We start from the raw sequence: 18,119 nt of genomic DNA, 5'->3' as shown, positions 1-18,119 counted from the left end.
CTACGGCGGGCGAGGGAGAGGGGTCGGGGGTGAGGCAAAGCCGTTCATCTCGCCATCGCAGGAGCCCATGCGCCACGTCACCCTCTGCCAGGCCCCGCCAGGCCGCAGCGCGATGTACGCCAGCCTTGTGGACCTGGGCGGCGACGAGCTGCTGTGCGCCTTCCGCACCAGCACGCTCGACGGCAACGACCCCTGGACGAATCTGGACGACGAGATCGTGTGCCTGCGGTCGCGCGACGGTGGCGAGACCTGGCCCGAGGACACGCTCCGTCCCATCCATGGCGACCCGAAGCAGCATGACTACATCGAGTGCCCGGCCCCGCTGCTGGCGAGCGGAGACGTGCTGCTCGTCTTCTACCAGGTGAGCCCCGACCACGACGAGGACGACGCGACGACCTGGCGCACGCGCCTGCTGACGACCCGCTCGTCGGACCGGGGCGAAACGTGGTCGGCGCCGCAGGTGCTGCCGACGCCGATCGCGGCCCCGGCCTGCTATGGTGGCATCAAGCGCCTGCGCGACGGATCGCTGCTGCTGAACCACTATGGCATGGTGGCCGAGACGGCGTCCGGCCTGTCGGCCCCGGCGCTCCTGCGGTCGCGCGATGAGGGACAAACCTGGGGGGAGTTTGCGTTCATTGCCTATGAGGCGGAACTGGCGCCGGGGCAGGGCGTACGGGGGATCAACGAGACCTCGGTCGCCGAGCTGCCTGACGGCCGCCTGGTGGCGATGTCACGCACCTACAAGCCGGACTACCCGCTGTATCGGTCGGTGTCGGAGGACGGCGGGCGAACATGGCGGTTCGGGCCGACGCCGCTGCATGGGCTCTGTCCGGCGTTGCTGGACACGACCACTGACACAGGCGAGGAGTTGCTCGTCCTGGCGTATCACGATCGCTACCTGGAGCATGCGGCCTGCGGCGGCATCTACCTGACCACCAGCGCCGACGCGGGTGGGACTTGGACCGAGCCGCGCTTCGTGTCGGGCGGGGCCTACCCGTGCCTGCTGCCGCGCCGCCAGGGCGACATCATGCTGGCGTACTACGCCAACTCTACACACCTGCAAGCCACCTTCTTCCGCCCTGAAGAGCTGCTGGCGACTTCGGAGTAGCCGTTGTGACTGATTGCGCATCGAACGAGACCTCGGACCTGCACCTGTCCACGCTAGACACCATCCTGTACGGCATGGGGCACTTCGGGCTGAGTGTACTGGGCTACATGATCGTGGCCTGCGTGGTGCCGTTCTACGACGACGGCCAGGCGGTCGCCCCCCGGGCGGCCCGGGCGCTGCTGCCGGCGGGAATGCTGATCGCCACCGTGCTGTTCCTGACACGGTCGGTGGACGTGATCGCCGACCCATTGGTGGGCTTCCTGTCGGACCGGACCCGTAGCCGCTGGGGGCGGCGCAAGCCGTACATGCTGCTGTCGGCGCCGCTACTGGTACTCAGTTTCGTCCTGGTGTGGCGCCCGCCGGAGGCCGCCGAGACTCAGCGGGCCTGGCACGCCGGCATCCTGCTGACGCTGTTCTTCGTCTGCTTTGCGGGCTACGCAGCGCCTTACCTAGCCCTGCTACCCGAGATGGCCCGGACGCAGGCACAACGCGCCCGCCTGGCCACGACCCAGGGCATCTTCCACCTGCTGGGCACGACCACGGCGGCGCTGGCCACCGGGCTGTTCTCCCCGCTGTTTGGCATGGGCCGCACGACCATGGGGCTGGGGGTGCTGTGCCTGGCGATGCTGTGGGTGGCGCTACTGGGGCCGCGCGAGATCGAGGCGAACCAGGGCCCCCCGCGGGAACTGGGGTTGCGGCGCGCCCTGCGGCAGACGCTGACCAACTGGCCCTTCCTGATCTACTGGGCGGGCTACTACCTGTTCTGGGTGCCGTTCCTGCTGGTCATCGCCGGCATCGAGGCGGCGCCGCCGAGATGGTATGTCATCGGCCCGGGCGGGGCGGGGACGATCCTGATCGCGCCCCTCATCGGCGGGCTGATCCTCCTGCCGCTGGCCCGGCGCCTCGAAGTCTGCCGCGGCCCGCGCTGGACGCTCCTGGCGGGGCTGCTGTGGCTGGCGGCGACGGCCCCGTTCCTGGTGTTCCTGGGGCACGTCCGCCCGGGGCCCGTGCCGGAGTTGTGGCAGGCGCGGCTGCTGGCGGGGCTGCTCAGCCCGGCGGTGGCGGTGCTGTTCGCGGTGCCCTACGCGGTGCTGGCCGACGTGTGCGACCTGGACTACCGGCGACTGGGCAAGCACCGCGAGGCCATGTACTTCGGCTTCCAGGGGCTGGTGATGAAGGCCGGGTGGGGCATCGCGCCCTTGGTGGCGGCGCTCATCCCGCGCCTGTTCGCCGAGCACATCGGGCCCTACATGTTCGGCCCGGCCGCCGGAGCCATGGCCCTGCTGGGGGCGATCATCTTCTGGTTCTACCCGGAACGGCAGGTGCGAGGGGGGTAGGCTGGATGGCTCAAGCCCGGCGCAAAGAACCCGGAGATGGCCCTCAAGTCCGTGCAGGAGCGGCCGATACAGAGGATGCGGGGGCGTGGGAGAGGCGACCAGCCGACCACGAGGAGACGACAGACCATGCAGATTGACCCGACCCGTTTGGCACAGATCGTGGGTTCAGGGATCGAGAAGGCGACCGGCGCCCCGGCCACGTCGGCTGCCTCCGGTGTGCAGGGGACGCCCCAAGCGTCGGCCACCGCGGCGCCCGAGGGCGCGGATCGCCTGGCGCTGAGCCAGCAGGCGGCCGAGGTGCGGGCAGCCCACGAGGCCCTCGCGGCCCTGCCCGACACCCGTCCCGAACTCGTGGCCCAACTCAAAGCCCAGGTGGAAGCCGGCACGTACCGGGTCAATCCCGACGCCATCGCCGAGAAGCTGGTTCCGTAGCCCATCCGCCGCCCATCGTCCGCATTCCTCCGAGCAGGAGGCCCGCCGGCCTCCTGCTTTCCGCTGGTGCGTCCGGAAGCTCGGCCGGGCCCCGAGGCAGGTGCCGGGGACGCCGGGGCGAAGACTGTTGCTGTCGCACAGTCTGCTGCACAGGGAGTATGAGATGCTGACCACACTACACATCGGGCTGGGGACCATTGGCCGGGAGGTGCTCAAGGCGACGACCCTCGGCCATCGCGCTCGCCCCGTCGCCGGCGTGGACCCGCTGTTCGCCGGGCAGCAACTCGCGGACCTGCCGGACGGGCCCGCCATGCCGGCCCCGGTCTTCGGCGCCCTGAGCGAGGCCCTGGACCTCAAGCCCGACGTCGCGGTGCTCTGCACCGCCTCGACGATGACCGCCGTCGTGGACGACCTCCTGGCGCTCATCGCCGCCGGCTGCAATGTGGTCTCGACCTGCGAGAACCTGTCATACCCGTGGCTGAAGACCCCGGAACTGGCCCAACAGGTAGACGAGGCCGCCCAGCAGGCGGGCGTGACGGTCGTGGGCACCGGTGTGAACCCCGGCTTCGTGCTGGACGCGCTGCCGGTGCTGCTGTCGCGCCCGTGCGAGACCGTGCACAGCGTCCATGCCGTGCGCATCGTGGACACGGCGCGGCGGCGCAAGCAGCTGCAGATGAAGACCGGAGCGGGCATGACCGTCAAGGACTTCGAGGCCAAGGCCAAGGCCGGATTGCTCGGGCATGTGGGGCTGGCGGAGTCGGGCGCACTGATCGCCCGGGGCCTGGGCTGGGACGTGACACTCCAGCAGATCGAGGAGTCCATCGAGCCGGTGTTACGTGACCGCACCGTCGAGACGGCCTACGTGAAGGCCGGCCCGGAGCTATGCAAGGGGCAGTTCCAGCGACTGACCGTGCGCGGCGACAGCGGCCACACGATCACGCTGGAACTGACGATGGAGCTCGGGGCTGACGAGCAGTACGACGAGATCACCATCGAGGGGAACCCGGGCATCCACGCGCGCCTGGTGGGCGGCATCTTCGGCGACACGGCCACCGCGGGCTGCACGGCCAACCTGATCCGCCAGACCGCCATGGCCCGTCCGGGGCTGCTGACGGTGCTGGACCTGCCGCTGATGTAGCGGGGCGCCATCGAGGCCTGTAGGGCGTAGAGATCGCTCGCCATCTCAGGGGGCTTGTACCCCGCCCGCATGGCGCTCACCGAGCGGAGGGGCGGGGTACAAGCCCCCGCCCTACAGAGCCTCCCTGAATCCCTTGACGCCCCGGCGGCCCAGACGGTATAATCAGAGGCACACGGCGGCCAGGGCTGCTCGGGGCGTAGCGCAGTTTGGTTAGCGCGTCGGCTTTGGGAGCCGAAGGTCGTCGGTTCGAGTCCGACCGCCCCGACCAAGGCGAGTCGCGGAAAGGTCTGAGCCGGCGTGTCGGCAGCGCCGGCCTGTGCGTTTCCCGAGGCGCCTGGTTCCTGGTTCTGCTGGCCGACCGTATGCGGGTGTAGCTCAGTTGGTAGAGCGTCAGCCTTCCAAGCTGAATGTCGCGAGTTCGAACCTCGTCGCCCGCTCCAGAACGGCAGTGAACAGGTAACGGGGAGCAAGCCACGGCCCCCACGCCTGTGATCTTAGAAGGGGCGCCCGTAGCTCAGAGGATAGAGCAGCTGCCTTCTAAGCAGCTGGTCGCCTGTTCGAATCAGGCCGGGCGTGCCATGAACGGCAGGGATCAGAGGTCAGGAGCAGTCCTGTCACCTGTTACCTGATACCTGCCACCTGCGGTACGGTGGACGTAGCTCAACGGCAGAGCACTTGACTGTGGCTCAAGGGGTTGAGGGTTCGATTCCCTTCGTCCACCCCAACATGTCAGAAAGCGGGGCTCAGGGATCAGGGGTCGGCAACGGCCACGACTTGAGGCCTGATAGCTGAAGCCTGACGCACGCGCCTGTAGCTCAGCGGATCAGAGCACCGGACTTCGGATCCGGGTGTCGGGGGTTCGAATCCCTCCGGGCGCGCCAGCCTTCGTTGGACCCTTGACGAACGACGCGATTTGGGCTATAAGTACGGCCCACCTAGACGGAGTGCACCGGTAGCTTAGCTGGTAGAGCAGGGGACTCTTAATCCCAAGGTCGAAGGTTCGAATCCTTCCCGGTGTACCAGACAACTGCGCATGGCGCGGGGACCATGCTTCACAGAGCCGCCGGCCGCCACATGGGGGCCGGCGCTTTTGGATGTGTGTGCCGCTGTCCTGTGGGCGCGTGATGGAATGGCAGACATGCATGATTTAGGATCATGTGGGGAAACCCGTGGGAGTTCAAGTCTCCCCGCGCCCACCAGCCCGCCCATGAACTAGGTCCCCAACCTGCCCCGTAGGCGGAATTACGGGTCGCCAAGCGGCGGCAGGTGTGGTATAGTGGTCGTCCAATTCTCTTAACGTCGCCCGCGCCTGGGGCGACGTAAGTTATTGTGCCCGCCGTTTTGCGGGAATGATGGGAGAGATCTCGTTGCAGCTTCAGACCGCCCAATTGCCCGGCAGCCAACTGGACATGACCTTCAAGCTCGATGACAGCGATGTGCGCCGGGCCTTCGACAAGGTGTACAGCGAGCTGGCCCAGCAGGGGGCCATTCCCGGCTTCCGCCCGGGCCGCGCCCCCGCTGCCGTCATCAAGCGCCGCTTCAAGCCCGAAGTCCTGCGCGACATGTTCTGGATGAAGGCCGTCGAGACGTTCGTCGAGCCCGAACTGGAGAAGGACGAGATCAAGGTCATCGGCCAGCCCGAGTTCCCCGAGTTCGACCAGATCGAGGTCGCCGAGGGCCAGCCGGTGGAGTTCACCCTCAAGGTCACGGTCCGCCCCGAGCCCGAGCTGCCCGAGTACAAGGGCCTCAAGCTGCACCGGATCGTGGCCGAAGTCACCGACGAGCAAGTCGCCGAGGTGCTCGACCAGATGCGGCAGTCCGCCGCCAAGGAGAAGCCGGTCAGCGATCGGCCCGTCCAGAGCGGCGACGTCGTGGCCGCCGAGCTGAAGATCACCCTCGAGGGCCAGGACGAGCCGGTCCACGAGTCCAGCCAGCAGTTCGAGGTCGGCAGCGGGCGCTACACGCCGGCCATTGACGAGGCTCTCGTCGGCCACAGTCTCGATGAGGCCGTGACCCTGGAGTACGAGTACCCCGAGGACCACGAGGCCGAGGAGCTGGCCGGCCAGAAGGCCACGCTCAGCGCCACCATCGAGGAGATCCGCGAGCGGATCCTCCCCGAGTTGGACGACGCGTTCGCCCAGGGCCAGGGCGAGTACGAGAGCCTCGACCAGCTCCGCGCCGAACTGCGCGAGCGCCTGGAGAAGCAGGCCGCCGACCGCAGCCGCGAGACGCTTGAGAATGACGCCCTCGCCGCCGTCGTGCGCGACGCCAAGGTGGACCTCCCCGAGATCCTCATCGAGGACGTGGCGCGCCGGGGCTTCGCCTCGTTTGTCGAGGAGCTGCAGCAGAACGGCATGTCGGTCGAGGAGTTTGCCGAGATCGCCAACGCCGACGTGGACGTCCTGCAGCGCAACGAGCGCGTGCGGGCTGAGGTGGGGCTCAAAGTGCAGTTCGTGCTGGGAGCAATTGCCGAGGCCGAAGGCGTTGAGGCAGATGACGCCGCCCTCGAAGAGGAAGTCACGCTGTTTGCCGCCGAGACCGGCGGCGACGAGGCCTTCATCCGCAACGCCCTGGAGGTGCAGGAGGACGTACGCGAACGCCTGCAGGACCGCGCGATCCGCCGCCTGACCATCCAGAAGCTCCTCGACGCCGCCGAGATCGAGGATGTCAGCCAGGAGCGCTACGACGAGGTCCGGGAGCAGGAGCGGCAGGCGGCGCGCGAGAAGGCGGAGGCCGAAGCGAAGGCTGCCGAGGAAGCCGCCGCGCAGGCCGCCGCTGAAGCCGAAGCCGCCGCGGAAGCCGAGGCGACCCCGGAAGAGGCGGCCCCCGAGGCTGAGCCCGCCGCCGAGGCGCCGGACGAGGCAGACAAGCCCGAGGAGTAGCCGCCCGACAACCGTCGCGCCGGCTGCCCCCGGAGAACCCGAAGCGGGGATGAACCAGTCATGTTGATTCCGAGTGTCATCGAGCAAACGCCGCGCGGCGAGCGCTTTTACGACATCTTCAGCCGCTTGTTGCGCGACCGCATCGTCTTCATTGGTACACCCATAGACGACACCGTTGCCAGTCTCACCATCGCGCAGCTCCTGTTCCTGCAGAGCGAGGACCCCACCGAGCCGATCCAGATGTACATCAACTCGCCGGGCGGGTCAGCGACAGCCGGATTGGGTATATATGACACGATGCAGTACATCGGCCCGGAGGTGCACACCTGGTGTGTGGGCCTGGCGGCCAGCATGGCCGCAGTGCTGCTTGCGGCCGGCGAAGCCGGGCACCGGCACGCCCTGCCCCACTCACGGGTCCTGATCCATCAGCCGTGGTCGCCGGGCATCGCCGGGCAGGCCACGGACCTGAAGATCCAGGCCGAGGAGATCCTGCGCACGCGGGCCAGCCTGAACGAGATCCTGGCCCACCACACCGGCCAGCCGTTGGACCGCATCGAGCGCGACACAGACCGCGATTACTACATGAACGCCGTTGAGGCCCGAGACTACGGGATCGTGGACCTCGTGGCCGAGAAGCAGCCGGAGAGCAACGCCGAGTAGGCTTCCGCCCGGCGCCGGGCCCCGGGCCCACCCTAGGAGTATGGCATGAACCCCACCGATGGAGGCGGCAACAACCGTACGTTGCGCTGCTCCTTCTGCGGCCGTGAGAAGCCCCGGCAGGTCAAGGAGCTGATCGCCGGCCCGGGCGTGTACATCTGCCCGGACTGCGTGGCCCTGTGCAACCAGATCCTGCGCGGCAAGGAAGACCAGACCCACGCTCCCGACTACCAGGAAGCCGAGATCCCCAAGCCGCGCGAGATCCACGACTACCTGGGCCAGTACGTCATCGGCCAGGAGCGCGCCCGCCGTGTGCTGTCCGTAGCCGTCTACAACCACTACAAGCGCATCCGCCTGGAGACCGAGCAGGACGACATCGAGCTGGACAAGACGAACATCCTGCTGATCGGCCCCACCGGCTGCGGCAAGACGCTGCTGGCCCAGACGCTGGCCAAGATGCTCGACGTGCCCTTCACCATTGCCGATGCCACCTCCGTGACGGAGGCCGGCTACGTGGGCGAGGATGTCGAGAACATCCTGCTGCAGCTGCTGATCGCCTCCAACCACGACGTGGAGAAGGCGGAGCGGGGCATCGTCTACATTGACGAGATTGACAAGATCGCGCGCCGGGCCGACAACCCGTCCATCACCCGCGATGTCTCGGGCGAGGGCGTGCAGCAGGCGCTCCTGAAGATCCTGGAGGGCACGGTGGCCAATGTGCCGCCCCAGGGCGGCCGCAAGCACCCCCAGCAGGAGTTCATCCAGGTCAACACCAAGAACATCCTGTTCATCTGCGGCGGTGTCTTCGACGGGCTGGTGGACATCATCCGGCGGCGCACCCACAACCGCGCCATCGGCTTCGGCGCCGTCTCGGGCCAGCAGGACCAGAGCGACGATGAGATCCTGGCGCAGGCCATGCCCCAGGACCTCATCAAGTTCGGCATGATCCCCGAGTTCATCGGCCGCCTCCCGACCATGGCCACCCTCAGCTCGCTGGACGGAGACGCCCTGCGGCGCATCCTGGTGGAGCCCAAGAACGCGCTGATTCGCCAGTACCAGAAGACGCTGGCGATGCTCGACAACGTCGAGCTGGTGGTGGAGGACGAGGCGCTGGAGGCCATCGCCCAGGAGGCGCTCAAGCGCCAGACCGGAGCGCGGGCCCTGCGTACCATCATCGAGGAGATCATGCTCGACGTGATGTTCGAGGTTCCGTCCGACGAGGACGTGACCCGCTGCACCATCACCCGCGAGACCGTCGAGCAGCACCAACCGCCGCTCCTGGAGCAGGGCAAGCGCAAAAGCGCCAGCCGCCAGAAGACAGCGTAGGCAGACAGCCACTACGAGGGGCCATGGCCACAGGCCATGGCCCCTTTTTGCCGTGCGCGCAGGGGACAGCCGCCGCGGCCACGAACTGAGCACTGCAGCGCCGCAATGACGCACGGCGCATGCGGAAAGGAACCACAGGCCTTGCCGGATCACCAAACGGAAGCTACCCACCAGGGCATCCCCCTGACACTCGAAGTACATCTCCCTGACGGCGGCGACGAGTTCCCGCTGCTGCCGCTGCGCAATGAGGTCGTCTTCCCGCACACCATGGTGCCGCTCGGGGCGATGCGGCGCAAGTCCGTACGAGCGCTGGAGGAGGCCCACCGCGAGGAGAGCGTGCTGGTGCTGCTGACCCAGCGCGACCCACACCTGGAAGACCCCGAGCCCCGGGACCTCTTCACCGTCGGCTCCCTGGCCCGTGTGACGCAACTGCTGGAGCTTCCGGACGGCACCGCGCGCTCGATGGTCGAGGGTGTCGCCCGCGTGCGCATCCGCGAGTTCATTCCCGGCCCGCAGTACTTCACCGTGCGCATCGAGCCCTTCGTGGAGACCGTGCAGCAGGGCAAGGAGCTGCAGGCGCTCATGCGCACCGTCGTGCGCGACCTGGAGGAGGCGGCCTCGCTGGGCCGCAACATCCCCGCCGAGGTGCTGGTGGCGGCGGTGAACCTCGAGGACGCCGGACGGCTGGCTGACCTCGTGGCCACCCACCTGCGCCTGCGCTTCGATCAGCGCCAGGAGATCCTCGAGGAGGGCAACATCAACGACCGCCTGCGGCGCGTCGGCCGGCTGCTGGCGCAGGAGTTGGAGCTGCTGCGACTGGAGCAGAAGATCCAGCAGGACGTCCAGGGGCGCATCGAGACCTCGCAGCGCGAGTTCTACCTGCGCGAGCAGATGCGGGCCATCCAGGACGAGTTGGGCGGCGGCCCGGAGACGAGCCCGGAGATTGACGAGTACCGCCAGAAGATCGCCGCGGCCGAGATGACCGCGGAGGCCACGGAGAAGGCGCTGTCGGAGGTGGAGCGGCTCACGCACATGTCGCCGGCTGCGCCGGAGTACTCGGTCATCCGCACCTGGCTCGACTGGCTCACCGATCTGCCCTGGCGCCGCGACACGGCCGACGTGCTGGACCTCGCCGCCGCCGCGCAGATTCTCGATGAGGACCACTACGGCCTGACCAAGGTCAAGGAGCGGGTGCTGGAGTTCCTGGCGGTGCGCAAACTCGTAGACCAGGCGCGCGGGCCCATCCTGTGTTTCATGGGCCCGCCCGGGGTGGGCAAGACGTCCATCGGCAAGTCCATCGCCCGCGCCATGGGGCGCGAGTTCATCCGCATCTCCCTGGGCGGCGTGCGCGACGAGGCTGAGATCCGCGGCCACCGCCGCACCTACATCGGCGCCCTGCCCGGCCGCATCATCCAGGCTCTGCGCCGCGTCAAGAGCAACAACCCCGTCTTCATGATTGACGAGGTGGACAAGCTGGGCATGGACTTCCGCGGCGACCCGTCCTCGGCGCTGCTCGAGGTGCTGGACCCGGCCCAGAACGACTCCTTCCGCGACCACTACCTGGAGGTCGCCTTCGACCTGTCCCGCGTGATGTTCATCGCCACCGGCAATGACATCAGCCCCATCCCGCCGGCGCTGCGCGACCGCATGGAGGTCATCGAGTTCTCCGGCTACATCGAGGAGGAGAAGCTGGCCATCGCCAAGGGCTTCCTGGTGCCCAAGCAGCGTGGGGAGCACGGTCTGGCCCCGCGCCACGTGCGCTTCCAGGAGGCGGCCCTGCGCCGCCTGATCCGCCACTACACGCACGAGGCCGGGGTCCGCAACCTCGACCGCGAGATCGCGTCCATCTGTCGCAAGATCGCCAAGAGCGTGGCCTCCGGCGACGAGGCGAAGGTGGTCGTCGGCCCGCGGCAGGTGGAGGAGTACCTGGGCCCGCCGCGCTACCGCTTCGGCGAGAAGCAGAAGGCTGATCGTGTCGGCGTGGCCACCGGCCTGGCCTACACCGAGCAGGGCGGCGACGTGCTGTCCATCGAGGTGGCGGCCGTGCCGGGCTCGGGCGAACTGCAACTGACCGGGCGGCTGGGCGAGGTCATGAAGGAGTCCGCCCAGGCGGCGCTGTCGTACGTGCGCTCCCTGGCCCCCCGCCATGGCATTGCGCCCGAGTATTTCGCCAAGCACGACATCCACATCCACGTCCCGGCCGGCGCGGTGCCCAAGGAGGGGCCGTCGGCGGGGCTGGCGATCGCGACGGCGCTGGCCTCGGCGCTGATGCAGAAGCCCTGTCGGGCCGACACGGCAATGACCGGCGAAGTGACGCTCCACGGCACCGTGCTGCCCATCGGCGGCGTGCGCGAGAAGGTGCTGGCCGCGCACCGGGCGGGCATCCAGCGCGTCATCCTCCCACGTGACAATCAGAAGGACTTGCAGGACCCCAAGGACCTGCCCGAGACGGCCTGGCGGGACCTGCAGTTCATCTTCGTCAAGTCAGCCGAGGAGGCGCTCCGAGAGGCGTTGGGGGCGTAGCGCGGGCGCCCGCGCTGCCGCTCCTCTCCCCCGTGCCCGTCATCCTGGTGCCTGGACATGAAAAAGCCCCCGCCGAAGCGGGGGCTTTTCATTGGCTGCTGTCATCGGCCCGCGACGCCCGGGAGAGACTGGGCCGACTAGCTCCACACTAACGTCAGGGAGCGGGCGGCGGCGCGGCCGGCTTCTCGCCAGCCGGAGCGGCCGGGGCGCCGGGAGCGGCCGGAGCGCCAGGCGCCGGAGCGCCAGGAGCGGCCGGAGCGCCGGGAGCCGGAGCGGCGGCGCCAGGAGCGCCGGGCTTCTCACCAGCCGGAGCGGCCGGAGCACCAGGAGCCGGAGCGCCAGGAGCGGCCGGACCCGGGGGCGGAGGCGTCATGCCGGGGCCGGGAGGGGTCGGCGGAGCTTCCGTCGGGGCCTTCGGCGGGCAACCCGTGACCAACACAATAGCCGCGGCTAGCACCAGCACGAGTACGACGAGACCGAGCGTCTTGTACATCTGCACCATCCTTTCGCGGGCTGCGTACCCCACGTTGTGGTACCCTTAGGCGCGTACCGCGCCCTCAGGGATACCTATCGCTTCTCCTGCGGAACCTCGAACGACAAGGGTTAACCCCGCCCTACAGCTGCCCGGGCACAAAGACGGGGGGAGTTCCCGAGGAGTCAAGCTACCACTCATCCTGCCCCGGATCCAGCAAGGCCGCCGGGTCAAAGGGCCCCTCCAGGGCCCTCCCGGCCTGCCGGACCTCCTCGTCGCTGATCGCGCGCGGGGCAGGCCCAACCACTCGCCCAAGCCAGCCTGCATCCCCGGTATCCGAGGGCGGGCGAAGCTGCTGGGCGGACTTATCATAGGCGTCTTGTGCGGCCTCTGTCAAGCCGGCTGCTTCCAGAATGACCCCGATCCACCAGTACAGGCGACCGTCCAACTCCGTGCCCTGCAGGCCGTCCTCCAAGGCCCCCACTGCCCGCAGGCACTGCACTTTGAACGAGGCCGGGTTGCGCACGACCAACTCGCCCTCGGCAGCGAGGGGGTCAGTGCACGTCTCAAGCGCCAGCAGGTACCGGCTGTAACCCAGGGCGAACTGCACCAGCGGCTGGTCCATGCCCAGCCGCACGACCCGCTCCAGCGACGCCACGACCTCGGCGGTCTGGTGCAGGTGGTAGCTGCACTCGGCCAGCACCAGGTCTCGCGCCGCTTCCGCCAGCGCCTCCAACTGACCGAGTCGCTTGGCGTACTGGTACACGGCGTTGAGCCCCAGCCGGTACCGCTCGCCAGCTGCCTGCAGGTCCATCAGCGCGACGTCGTGCCGCTCCGTCAGGGCGCGCAGCTCCCGGTGGTACCGGAGCTCGACATCCAGCAGCCCGGCCACCGCGATGCGCAGGCCGTCCGGGCCATGCGCGACTGTCACCAAGCTGACGGTCAGACGATAGAACGCCAGGCAGACCGCGGGCACGGTGGCCAGCGTCTCCAATTCGTCGAGTCTAGCCTGCAGAGCTTGATCGTCTGTCTCCATGCCGACCGCTCACCAACCGTCGCGTCGCTCAGTGATGCAGTGCAGCCTGCAATTCGACACGCCCCGCGGTTCTCCTGCACGACCCCCGGCAAATGGAATGGAACAGTGAGACAGGCAGGCCGTTGCCGACCTGCCTGTCTCACGGGAGCTGTCCTAGCTGACCTTGACTTCGGCCCCGGCAGCCTCGAGCTTGGTCTTCATGTTCTGGGCTTCTTCCTTGGCGGCGGCCTCGGCGACGACCGCGCCCGGCGCGGACTCGACGAGTTCCTTGGCCTCCTTCAGACCCAGGTTGGTGACCTCGCGGACCGCCTTGATGACGGCGACCTTGTTTTCCCCAACGCCCTCGATCGTGACCTTGAACTCGGTCTGCTCTTCGGCCTCTTCAGCCGCCGCAGCCGGGCCGGCCGCGACCGCGCCGATAGCCATGACCGGCGCTGCTGCCGACACGCCGTACTTCTCCTGCAGCTTGTCCTTCAGCTCGACAAGCTGTAACACCGTCAAACCGTCAATTGCCGCAATGATCTCGTCAACGGACATGGTAGTCCTCCTGTTGGTGATGGTCGGTATCCTCTCCCCCACACTCTGCATCTGGCCCGTCTGCTCGTCCCTACGCCGCCTCACCCCGCTTGTCGGCCACAGCCTGCAACGTGTAGACCACATCGGACACGAGTCCGCTGAGCGTCATCACGAGGCCATTGACCGGAGCGGCCACTCCGCCTACGACCGAGGCGATCAGTTCCTGCTTCGGCGGCAGTTCGGCCACGCGCGTCATGCCCGCGGCGTCGAACACTGCGCCCTCGACGAAGCCACCCTTCCAGGTGACTACATCATGGGTGCGCGCGAACTCGGCGATGGTCTTGGCCGGCGCCACACCGTCCGCGTCGCAGAAGATGACGGCATTCGGCCCCTTCAGGTAGGCCTGCAGACCCTCGGCGGCGGTACCCGCTACGGCCAGGTTCAGCAGCCGGTTCTTGACGACGATCATCTGCGCGCCGCCCTTGCGCACCTGCTTGCGCAGGTCGCTGATGTCCTTGACGCTGAGGCCCTTGTACTCGGCCAGGTAGATCCCGGCCGCGGTCTCCACGCGCTGCCGCAACTCGGCGACGGTTTCAATCTTCTCCTGTGTCGGCATAGATTCACCTCCTTTTGAGGGCGCCAAACGAAACGGGAAGCCACCGTGGCTCGGGGCTTCCCGCTGAAGACTTCGGAGGGGGCCGTTGGAGGAGCCGGCTACCAGCCGGCCCGCCGTTCCCGACGCACCCCTCCCTAGTGTCTGGGGGGTTTCCCGACCTCGGCGGGCTGGTCAGCGAAGCTGACCGATTAAGCCCTGCGCAGCTCGGCTGCGCGTTGGCGCCAGCGGTCTCAGGTCACAAACCTGGTTCAGTTGTGTACGGCTACGCTGCGGTGGCCTTGCTCTGCGCGTCCTCGACGCTCACCTTGATCCCCGGTCCCATCGAGGTGCTGATGGCCAGGCTCTTGAGGTACTTGCCGGTCAGGCTGGCCGGCCGGGCCGCCACGATGGCCTTCAGCAGCGTCAGGAAGTTCTCCACGAGCTGCTCTTCGGTGAAGCTGACCTTGCCCAGCGGGCAGTGCACGACGGCGCCGCGGTCCATGCGGTACTCGACCTTACCGGCCTTGAGTTCCGCCACGGCCCCACCCACGTCGTCGGTCACATTGCCGGACTTCTTGGACGGCATGCGGGGCCCGAGCTTCTTCCCCAGGCGCCCCACGATGCGCATCATGGACGGATGGGCCACGAGAATGTCGAAGTCGGCCCAACCCTCGTCAATGGCCTGCACCAGGTCCTCGCCGCCAACCCGGTCAGCGCCGGCGTCCTGGGCGGCCTGGGCCACCTCGCCCTCGGCGAATACGGCCACGCGGGGTACCTTGCCCGTGCCATGGGGCAGTACGACCGTGCCGCGGACCGCCTGGTCGCCCTTGGAGGGGTTCGCGCCCAGCTTCAGGTGCATCTCCAGCGTCTCGTCGAACTTGGCGGAAGCGGTCTCTTTGGCGAGCTTCACGGCCTCATCAACGGGGTAGTACGTCGTGCGGCTGACCTGCTTGGCCAGGTCGGCATAGCGCTTGCTGTGCTTCGGCACTGTCCTCACCTCATCCGGTGCGAGCGCCACACTGTAGGGGGGGTCGTACCCCGCCCCTCCGACGGGGGCTTGTGCCCCGCCCGACGTGGCTCCCGGCGTAGTGGCGCGCTTCACCGCGCCCTACCTTGGCGCCATGAATGGCGCCACTACAGCGCCATCACTGGCGCCAATGCGTCTAGAAGCTGTTTCATAACCTCGCCATGACGATGAGGATGCAGGCGAGGTGGAAGAAGGCGCTATACAGTTGCAGCTTGTGTTCGTAGCGGACGACCAGACGACGGAAGTTGCTGAGCCACGCGAAGGTGCGCTCCATCTTCCAGCGTCGCCGGTAGCGCCGCAGCTTCCGCCCGTCCTGCGTGGGCGGTTTTTGGCGACTACGCAGGTGCGGGGCGATCAGGTCAATGCCCCGCTCGGCCAGCCGTTGGCGCAACGGGTCACTGTCGGCCGCGCGGTCATAGATCAGCCGTTGGATGCGGTGGGCCTGGTAGGTTTGGTCGAGCGTCGTCTCGAGGAGCTTGCTCTCGTGCGGCGAGGCCGACGCCAGGTGCTTTCCGAGAGGAACACCCTGGCCGTCGACCACCACCATCCACTTTGTGCCCTTCCCGCGCCGCGTAGGCCCCACTGCAGGGCCCCTTTTTTGGCGGGCGCGAAACTGGCATCGGCGAAGCTCTCACTCCAATCCAACAGTCCCTGCTCATCCAGTTCGGCTAAGAAGGTGCGCCAGATCTCTTCCCACAGCCCGATGGCTTCCCATTCCTGCAGCCGGCGCCAGCACGTGCTGGCACTGGGATACTGCTCGGGCAGGTCACGCCACGGCGCCCCGGTGCGCAGAATCCACAGCAGGCCTTCGAGCACAGGGCGGTGCTCGCACCAGGGGCGCCCGCCCTTGGGCTGCGGCGGCAACGGCAGGAGCAATGGCTCGATCTTCTGCCACTGCTCGTCGGTCAGTAACGGCGCTTTGCGGGCCATCGGTGAACACCTCCGGCCCAGTACTATTACACATCTCAACCCCAATGTCTAGAGTCCTGAAAACCTAGACACGAGGTTGTGAAACAGCTTCTAGTCGGGTACGACGTCAATGCCCATGCTGCGGGCGGTGCCGGCGATGATCTTGGCGGCGGCCGCCACGTCGTTCGCGTTGAGGTCCGCCATCTTCTTCTTGGCGATCTCCTCAAGCTGCGACTGCGTGATCTGGGCGACCTTCTCCTTGTTGGGCGTGCCCGAGCCCTTCTCGATCCCCAGGGCCTTCAGCAGCAGGTTCGCCGCCGGCGGCGTCTTGCAGATGAAGGTGAAGCTGCGGTCCTGGTAGACGGTGATCTCCACGGGGATGACGTCGCCCATCTGCGCGGCCGTGCGCTCGTTGAAGGCCTTGCAGAACTCCATGATGTTGACACCATGCTGACCGAGCGCGGGGCCGACCGGGGGGGCCGGATTGGCCTTGCCCGCCGGGCACTGCAACTTGATGACCGTCATGACCTTCTTCGCCATGCCAACAGCTCCCTACAGCTTCTCAATCTGTGTGAAGTCCACCTCGACCGGCGTCTCGCGGCCGAAGATGGAGATCAGGACCTTTACGGTCTCGCGCTCGGTATTCACATCGGTGATCTTGCCGCTGAACTCCGCGAATGGCCCCTCGGTCACCCGCACGCTCTGGTTGACCATCCACACCGTCTTGGGCTTCTGCGCCTCTTCGCCGGCGGTTTGCAGGATCTCGCGGACCTCGGACTCCTTGAGCGGCACCGGCACGTTCGACGAACTAACAAAGTGCGTCACACCAGCGGTCTGCTGGATGAGATGGCGCATCTCGTCGCTCATGTCCATCTGCACCAGCACATAGCCGGGGTAGAGCTTCTTCTTGATCTCCCGGCGCTTGCCGGCGGCTGAGCGGATCTCCGTTTCGGTGGGCACCAGGATGCGGCCGAGCAGGGGCGTCAGGTGTCGGGCCTCCGCCATCTTTTCGATGGAGGCCTTCACCTTGTTCTCCTTGCCGGTCAGGGTATGAACGACGTACCAGTCTTTGGCCATAGTGGCTTGCCCTTTGGTGTGGAGCGCTGCGCGCGTCCCTACAGACGTTCCAGCAATCCGACGATCTGGCCGAACAGGAAGTCCCAGAACCCGACCCAGACGGCGACGATGACCACCGCCACGATGACCACCGCGGTGAAGCCCTTGGTGTCCTCGTGCGTCGGCCACACGACCCGCTGCAGCTCGTTCCAGACCTCCCGCAGGAAACGCGCGATGCTCTGGAACGGGCGCTTGATCTTCCCGACGAAGCCGCCCTCTGCGGCCTTGGCTTTGGCTGTGGCCATGGTGTTCCCCAGGATGCTGCGGCGGCGGATGCCGTCTCAGGAAAGATGGACGGCGGGCGCGCCTGGCTCCTCGCGCCCGCTTCGTGTCGCTGGTTGGTTCATGGCAGGGGCAGCAGGACTCGAACCTACAACCTACGGTTTTGGAGACCGTTGCTCTGCCAAATTGAGCTATGCCCCTGCACGACAACCCTCGTCGTCGCCCCGCCCCTGGCGGGGGCGGCGTGAGGGAAACGCTACTTGCGCAGCCGCGTCTCGTTGTGCTCGGTATGCTTCCCGCACTTCCGGCAGTACTTGGACAGCTTCAGCTTGTCCGAGACGTTCTGCCGGTTCTTGCTGGTCACATAGCCGTATGTCTTGCAGACGCTGCATTCCATGACGAACTTAGTCTGCGGCATTATACTCTACCTATCGGTCGAATTCAACAAGCGGTCGGCTCTGCTGCTCCCGCTGTCTGGCGGTCGCCCCTCACCGTGCCCGCCGTTGCTTTACTCGATGACCTTGGTCACGACCCCCGCGCCCACGGTGTGACCACCCTCACGGATGGCGAACCGCACGCCCTCTTCCATCGCGATCGGCACGATCAGCTCCGCCGACAGCGTCACGTTGTCGCCCGGCATGATCATCTCCGTGCCCTCCGGCAACGCCGACGAACCCGTCACGTCCGTCGTCCGGAAGTAGAACTGCGGCCGGTAGCCGTTGAAGAACGGCGTGTGGCGACCGCCCTCGTCCGCCGTCAGGATGTAGACCTCGCCCTCGAACTTCGTGTGCGGTCGGATCGAGCCCGGCCACGCGATGACCTG

The 18,119-nt window shown here is 67.4% G+C and carries 18 protein-coding genes, 8 tRNA genes and 1 pseudogene; 15 read left to right on the top strand and 12 right to left on the bottom strand.

Annotated elements, in window-relative coordinates; genetic code table 11:
- The 15 genes from LLH23_11595 to lon form a co-directional block, all read left to right on the top strand.
- The coding region (locus LLH23_11595) for a glycoside hydrolase (GenBank protein MCE5239118.1) at positions 1 to 1,108 on the top strand (1,108 nt) is incomplete at its 5' end.
- A gap of 5 nt (positions 1,109 to 1,113) precedes the next feature.
- Entirely contained in the window at positions 1,114 to 2,445 is a 1,332-nt protein-coding gene (locus LLH23_11590) for an MFS transporter (GenBank protein MCE5239117.1), read from the top strand.
- A 126-nt stretch (positions 2,446 to 2,571) separates the two neighbouring features.
- Positions 2,572 to 2,877, top strand: a complete 306-nt coding sequence (gene flgM / locus LLH23_11585; GenBank protein ID MCE5239116.1) for a flagellar biosynthesis anti-sigma factor FlgM — start codon at positions 2,572 to 2,574, stop codon at positions 2,875 to 2,877.
- A 163-nt stretch (positions 2,878 to 3,040) separates the two neighbouring features.
- Entirely contained in the window at positions 3,041 to 4,015 is a 975-nt protein-coding gene (locus tag LLH23_11580; GenBank protein MCE5239115.1) for a dihydrodipicolinate reductase, read from the top strand.
- A 190-nt stretch (positions 4,016 to 4,205) separates the two neighbouring features.
- A tRNA-Pro gene (locus LLH23_11575) sits at positions 4,206 to 4,283 on the top strand.
- 96 nt (positions 4,284 to 4,379) lie between these two features.
- A tRNA-Gly gene (locus LLH23_11570) sits at positions 4,380 to 4,455 on the top strand.
- Between the two features lie 63 nt (positions 4,456 to 4,518).
- Positions 4,519 to 4,594, top strand: a tRNA-Arg gene (locus LLH23_11565).
- A gap of 70 nt (positions 4,595 to 4,664) precedes the next feature.
- A tRNA-His gene (locus tag LLH23_11560) sits at positions 4,665 to 4,739 on the top strand.
- A gap of 80 nt (positions 4,740 to 4,819) precedes the next feature.
- A tRNA-Arg gene (locus LLH23_11555) sits at positions 4,820 to 4,896 on the top strand.
- A 65-nt stretch (positions 4,897 to 4,961) separates the two neighbouring features.
- Positions 4,962 to 5,037 (top strand) — tRNA-Lys (locus LLH23_11550).
- Positions 5,038 to 5,130: 93 nt separating this feature from the next.
- Positions 5,131 to 5,214 (top strand) — tRNA-Leu (locus LLH23_11545).
- A gap of 168 nt (positions 5,215 to 5,382) precedes the next feature.
- On the top strand, positions 5,383 to 6,897 hold the full coding sequence (gene tig / locus LLH23_11540; GenBank protein ID MCE5239114.1) for a trigger factor: 1,515 nt from the start codon (positions 5,383 to 5,385) through the stop codon (positions 6,895 to 6,897).
- Positions 6,898 to 6,957: 60 nt separating this feature from the next.
- Positions 6,958 to 7,557 (top strand): ATP-dependent Clp protease proteolytic subunit, encoded by a 600-nt coding sequence (locus tag LLH23_11535; protein ID MCE5239113.1) that lies wholly within the window; start codon positions 6,958 to 6,960, stop codon positions 7,555 to 7,557.
- A 45-nt stretch (positions 7,558 to 7,602) separates the two neighbouring features.
- Positions 7,603 to 8,880: an ATP-dependent Clp protease ATP-binding subunit ClpX gene (clpX, locus tag LLH23_11530; GenBank protein MCE5239112.1), complete on the top strand. Its 1,278-nt coding sequence runs from the start codon at positions 7,603 to 7,605 to the stop codon at positions 8,878 to 8,880.
- A gap of 141 nt (positions 8,881 to 9,021) precedes the next feature.
- Positions 9,022 to 11,403 carry an endopeptidase La gene (gene lon, locus LLH23_11525; protein MCE5239111.1) on the top strand — a complete coding sequence of 794 codons (2,382 nt, stop codon included), beginning with the start codon at positions 9,022 to 9,024 and terminating at the stop codon, positions 11,401 to 11,403.
- 662 nt (positions 11,404 to 12,065) lie between these two features.
- On the opposite strand, the gene LLH23_11520 is transcribed toward lon, so the two are convergent.
- The 12 genes and pseudogenes from LLH23_11520 to tuf all read right to left on the bottom strand — a co-directional run.
- Positions 12,066 to 12,911 (bottom strand): hypothetical protein, encoded by an 846-nt coding sequence (locus LLH23_11520; GenBank protein MCE5239110.1) that lies wholly within the window; start codon positions 12,909 to 12,911, stop codon positions 12,066 to 12,068.
- 153 nt (positions 12,912 to 13,064) lie between these two features.
- A complete protein-coding gene (gene rplL / locus LLH23_11515; GenBank protein ID MCE5239109.1) occupies positions 13,065 to 13,448 on the bottom strand; it encodes a 50S ribosomal protein L7/L12 in 384 nt (127 codons plus the stop codon).
- 70 nt (positions 13,449 to 13,518) lie between these two features.
- Complete coding sequence (rplJ, locus tag LLH23_11510; protein ID MCE5239108.1) at positions 13,519 to 14,043, bottom strand: 50S ribosomal protein L10; 525 nt, start codon at positions 14,041 to 14,043, stop codon at positions 13,519 to 13,521.
- A 262-nt stretch (positions 14,044 to 14,305) separates the two neighbouring features.
- On the bottom strand, positions 14,306 to 15,010 hold the full coding sequence (rplA, locus tag LLH23_11505; protein MCE5239107.1) for a 50S ribosomal protein L1: 705 nt from the start codon (positions 15,008 to 15,010) through the stop codon (positions 14,306 to 14,308).
- A 187-nt stretch (positions 15,011 to 15,197) separates the two neighbouring features.
- Positions 15,198 to 15,632, bottom strand: a complete 435-nt coding sequence (locus LLH23_11500) for an IS5 family transposase (protein ID MCE5239106.1) — start codon at positions 15,630 to 15,632, stop codon at positions 15,198 to 15,200.
- Between the two features lie 98 nt (positions 15,633 to 15,730).
- Positions 15,731 to 15,979, bottom strand: a pseudogene (locus tag LLH23_11495) (transposase).
- Positions 15,980 to 16,069: 90 nt separating this feature from the next.
- Entirely contained in the window at positions 16,070 to 16,498 is a 429-nt protein-coding gene (rplK, locus tag LLH23_11490; protein MCE5239105.1) for a 50S ribosomal protein L11, read from the bottom strand.
- A 12-nt stretch (positions 16,499 to 16,510) separates the two neighbouring features.
- The gene (nusG, locus tag LLH23_11485) at positions 16,511 to 17,035 is read right to left on the bottom strand and encodes a transcription termination/antitermination protein NusG (GenBank protein ID MCE5239104.1); all 525 of its coding nucleotides are present in this window, start codon (positions 17,033 to 17,035) and stop codon (positions 16,511 to 16,513) included.
- Between the two features lie 38 nt (positions 17,036 to 17,073).
- The gene (gene secE / locus LLH23_11480) at positions 17,074 to 17,319 is read right to left on the bottom strand and encodes a preprotein translocase subunit SecE (GenBank protein MCE5239103.1); all 246 of its coding nucleotides are present in this window, start codon (positions 17,317 to 17,319) and stop codon (positions 17,074 to 17,076) included.
- A gap of 101 nt (positions 17,320 to 17,420) precedes the next feature.
- A tRNA-Trp gene (locus tag LLH23_11475) sits at positions 17,421 to 17,497 on the bottom strand.
- A gap of 55 nt (positions 17,498 to 17,552) precedes the next feature.
- Complete coding sequence (rpmG, locus tag LLH23_11470; protein ID MCE5239102.1) at positions 17,553 to 17,714, bottom strand: 50S ribosomal protein L33; 162 nt, start codon at positions 17,712 to 17,714, stop codon at positions 17,553 to 17,555.
- 90 nt (positions 17,715 to 17,804) lie between these two features.
- A partial coding sequence (tuf, locus tag LLH23_11465) for an elongation factor Tu (protein ID MCE5239101.1) occupies positions 17,805 to 18,119 on the bottom strand: 315 nt, incomplete at its 5' end.

This window comes from bacterium, assembly GCA_021372615.1.
GTDB lineage: Bacteria > Armatimonadota > Zipacnadia > Zipacnadales > UBA11051 > JAJFUB01.
This window is presented reverse-complemented; position numbering and strand designations above follow the sequence as displayed.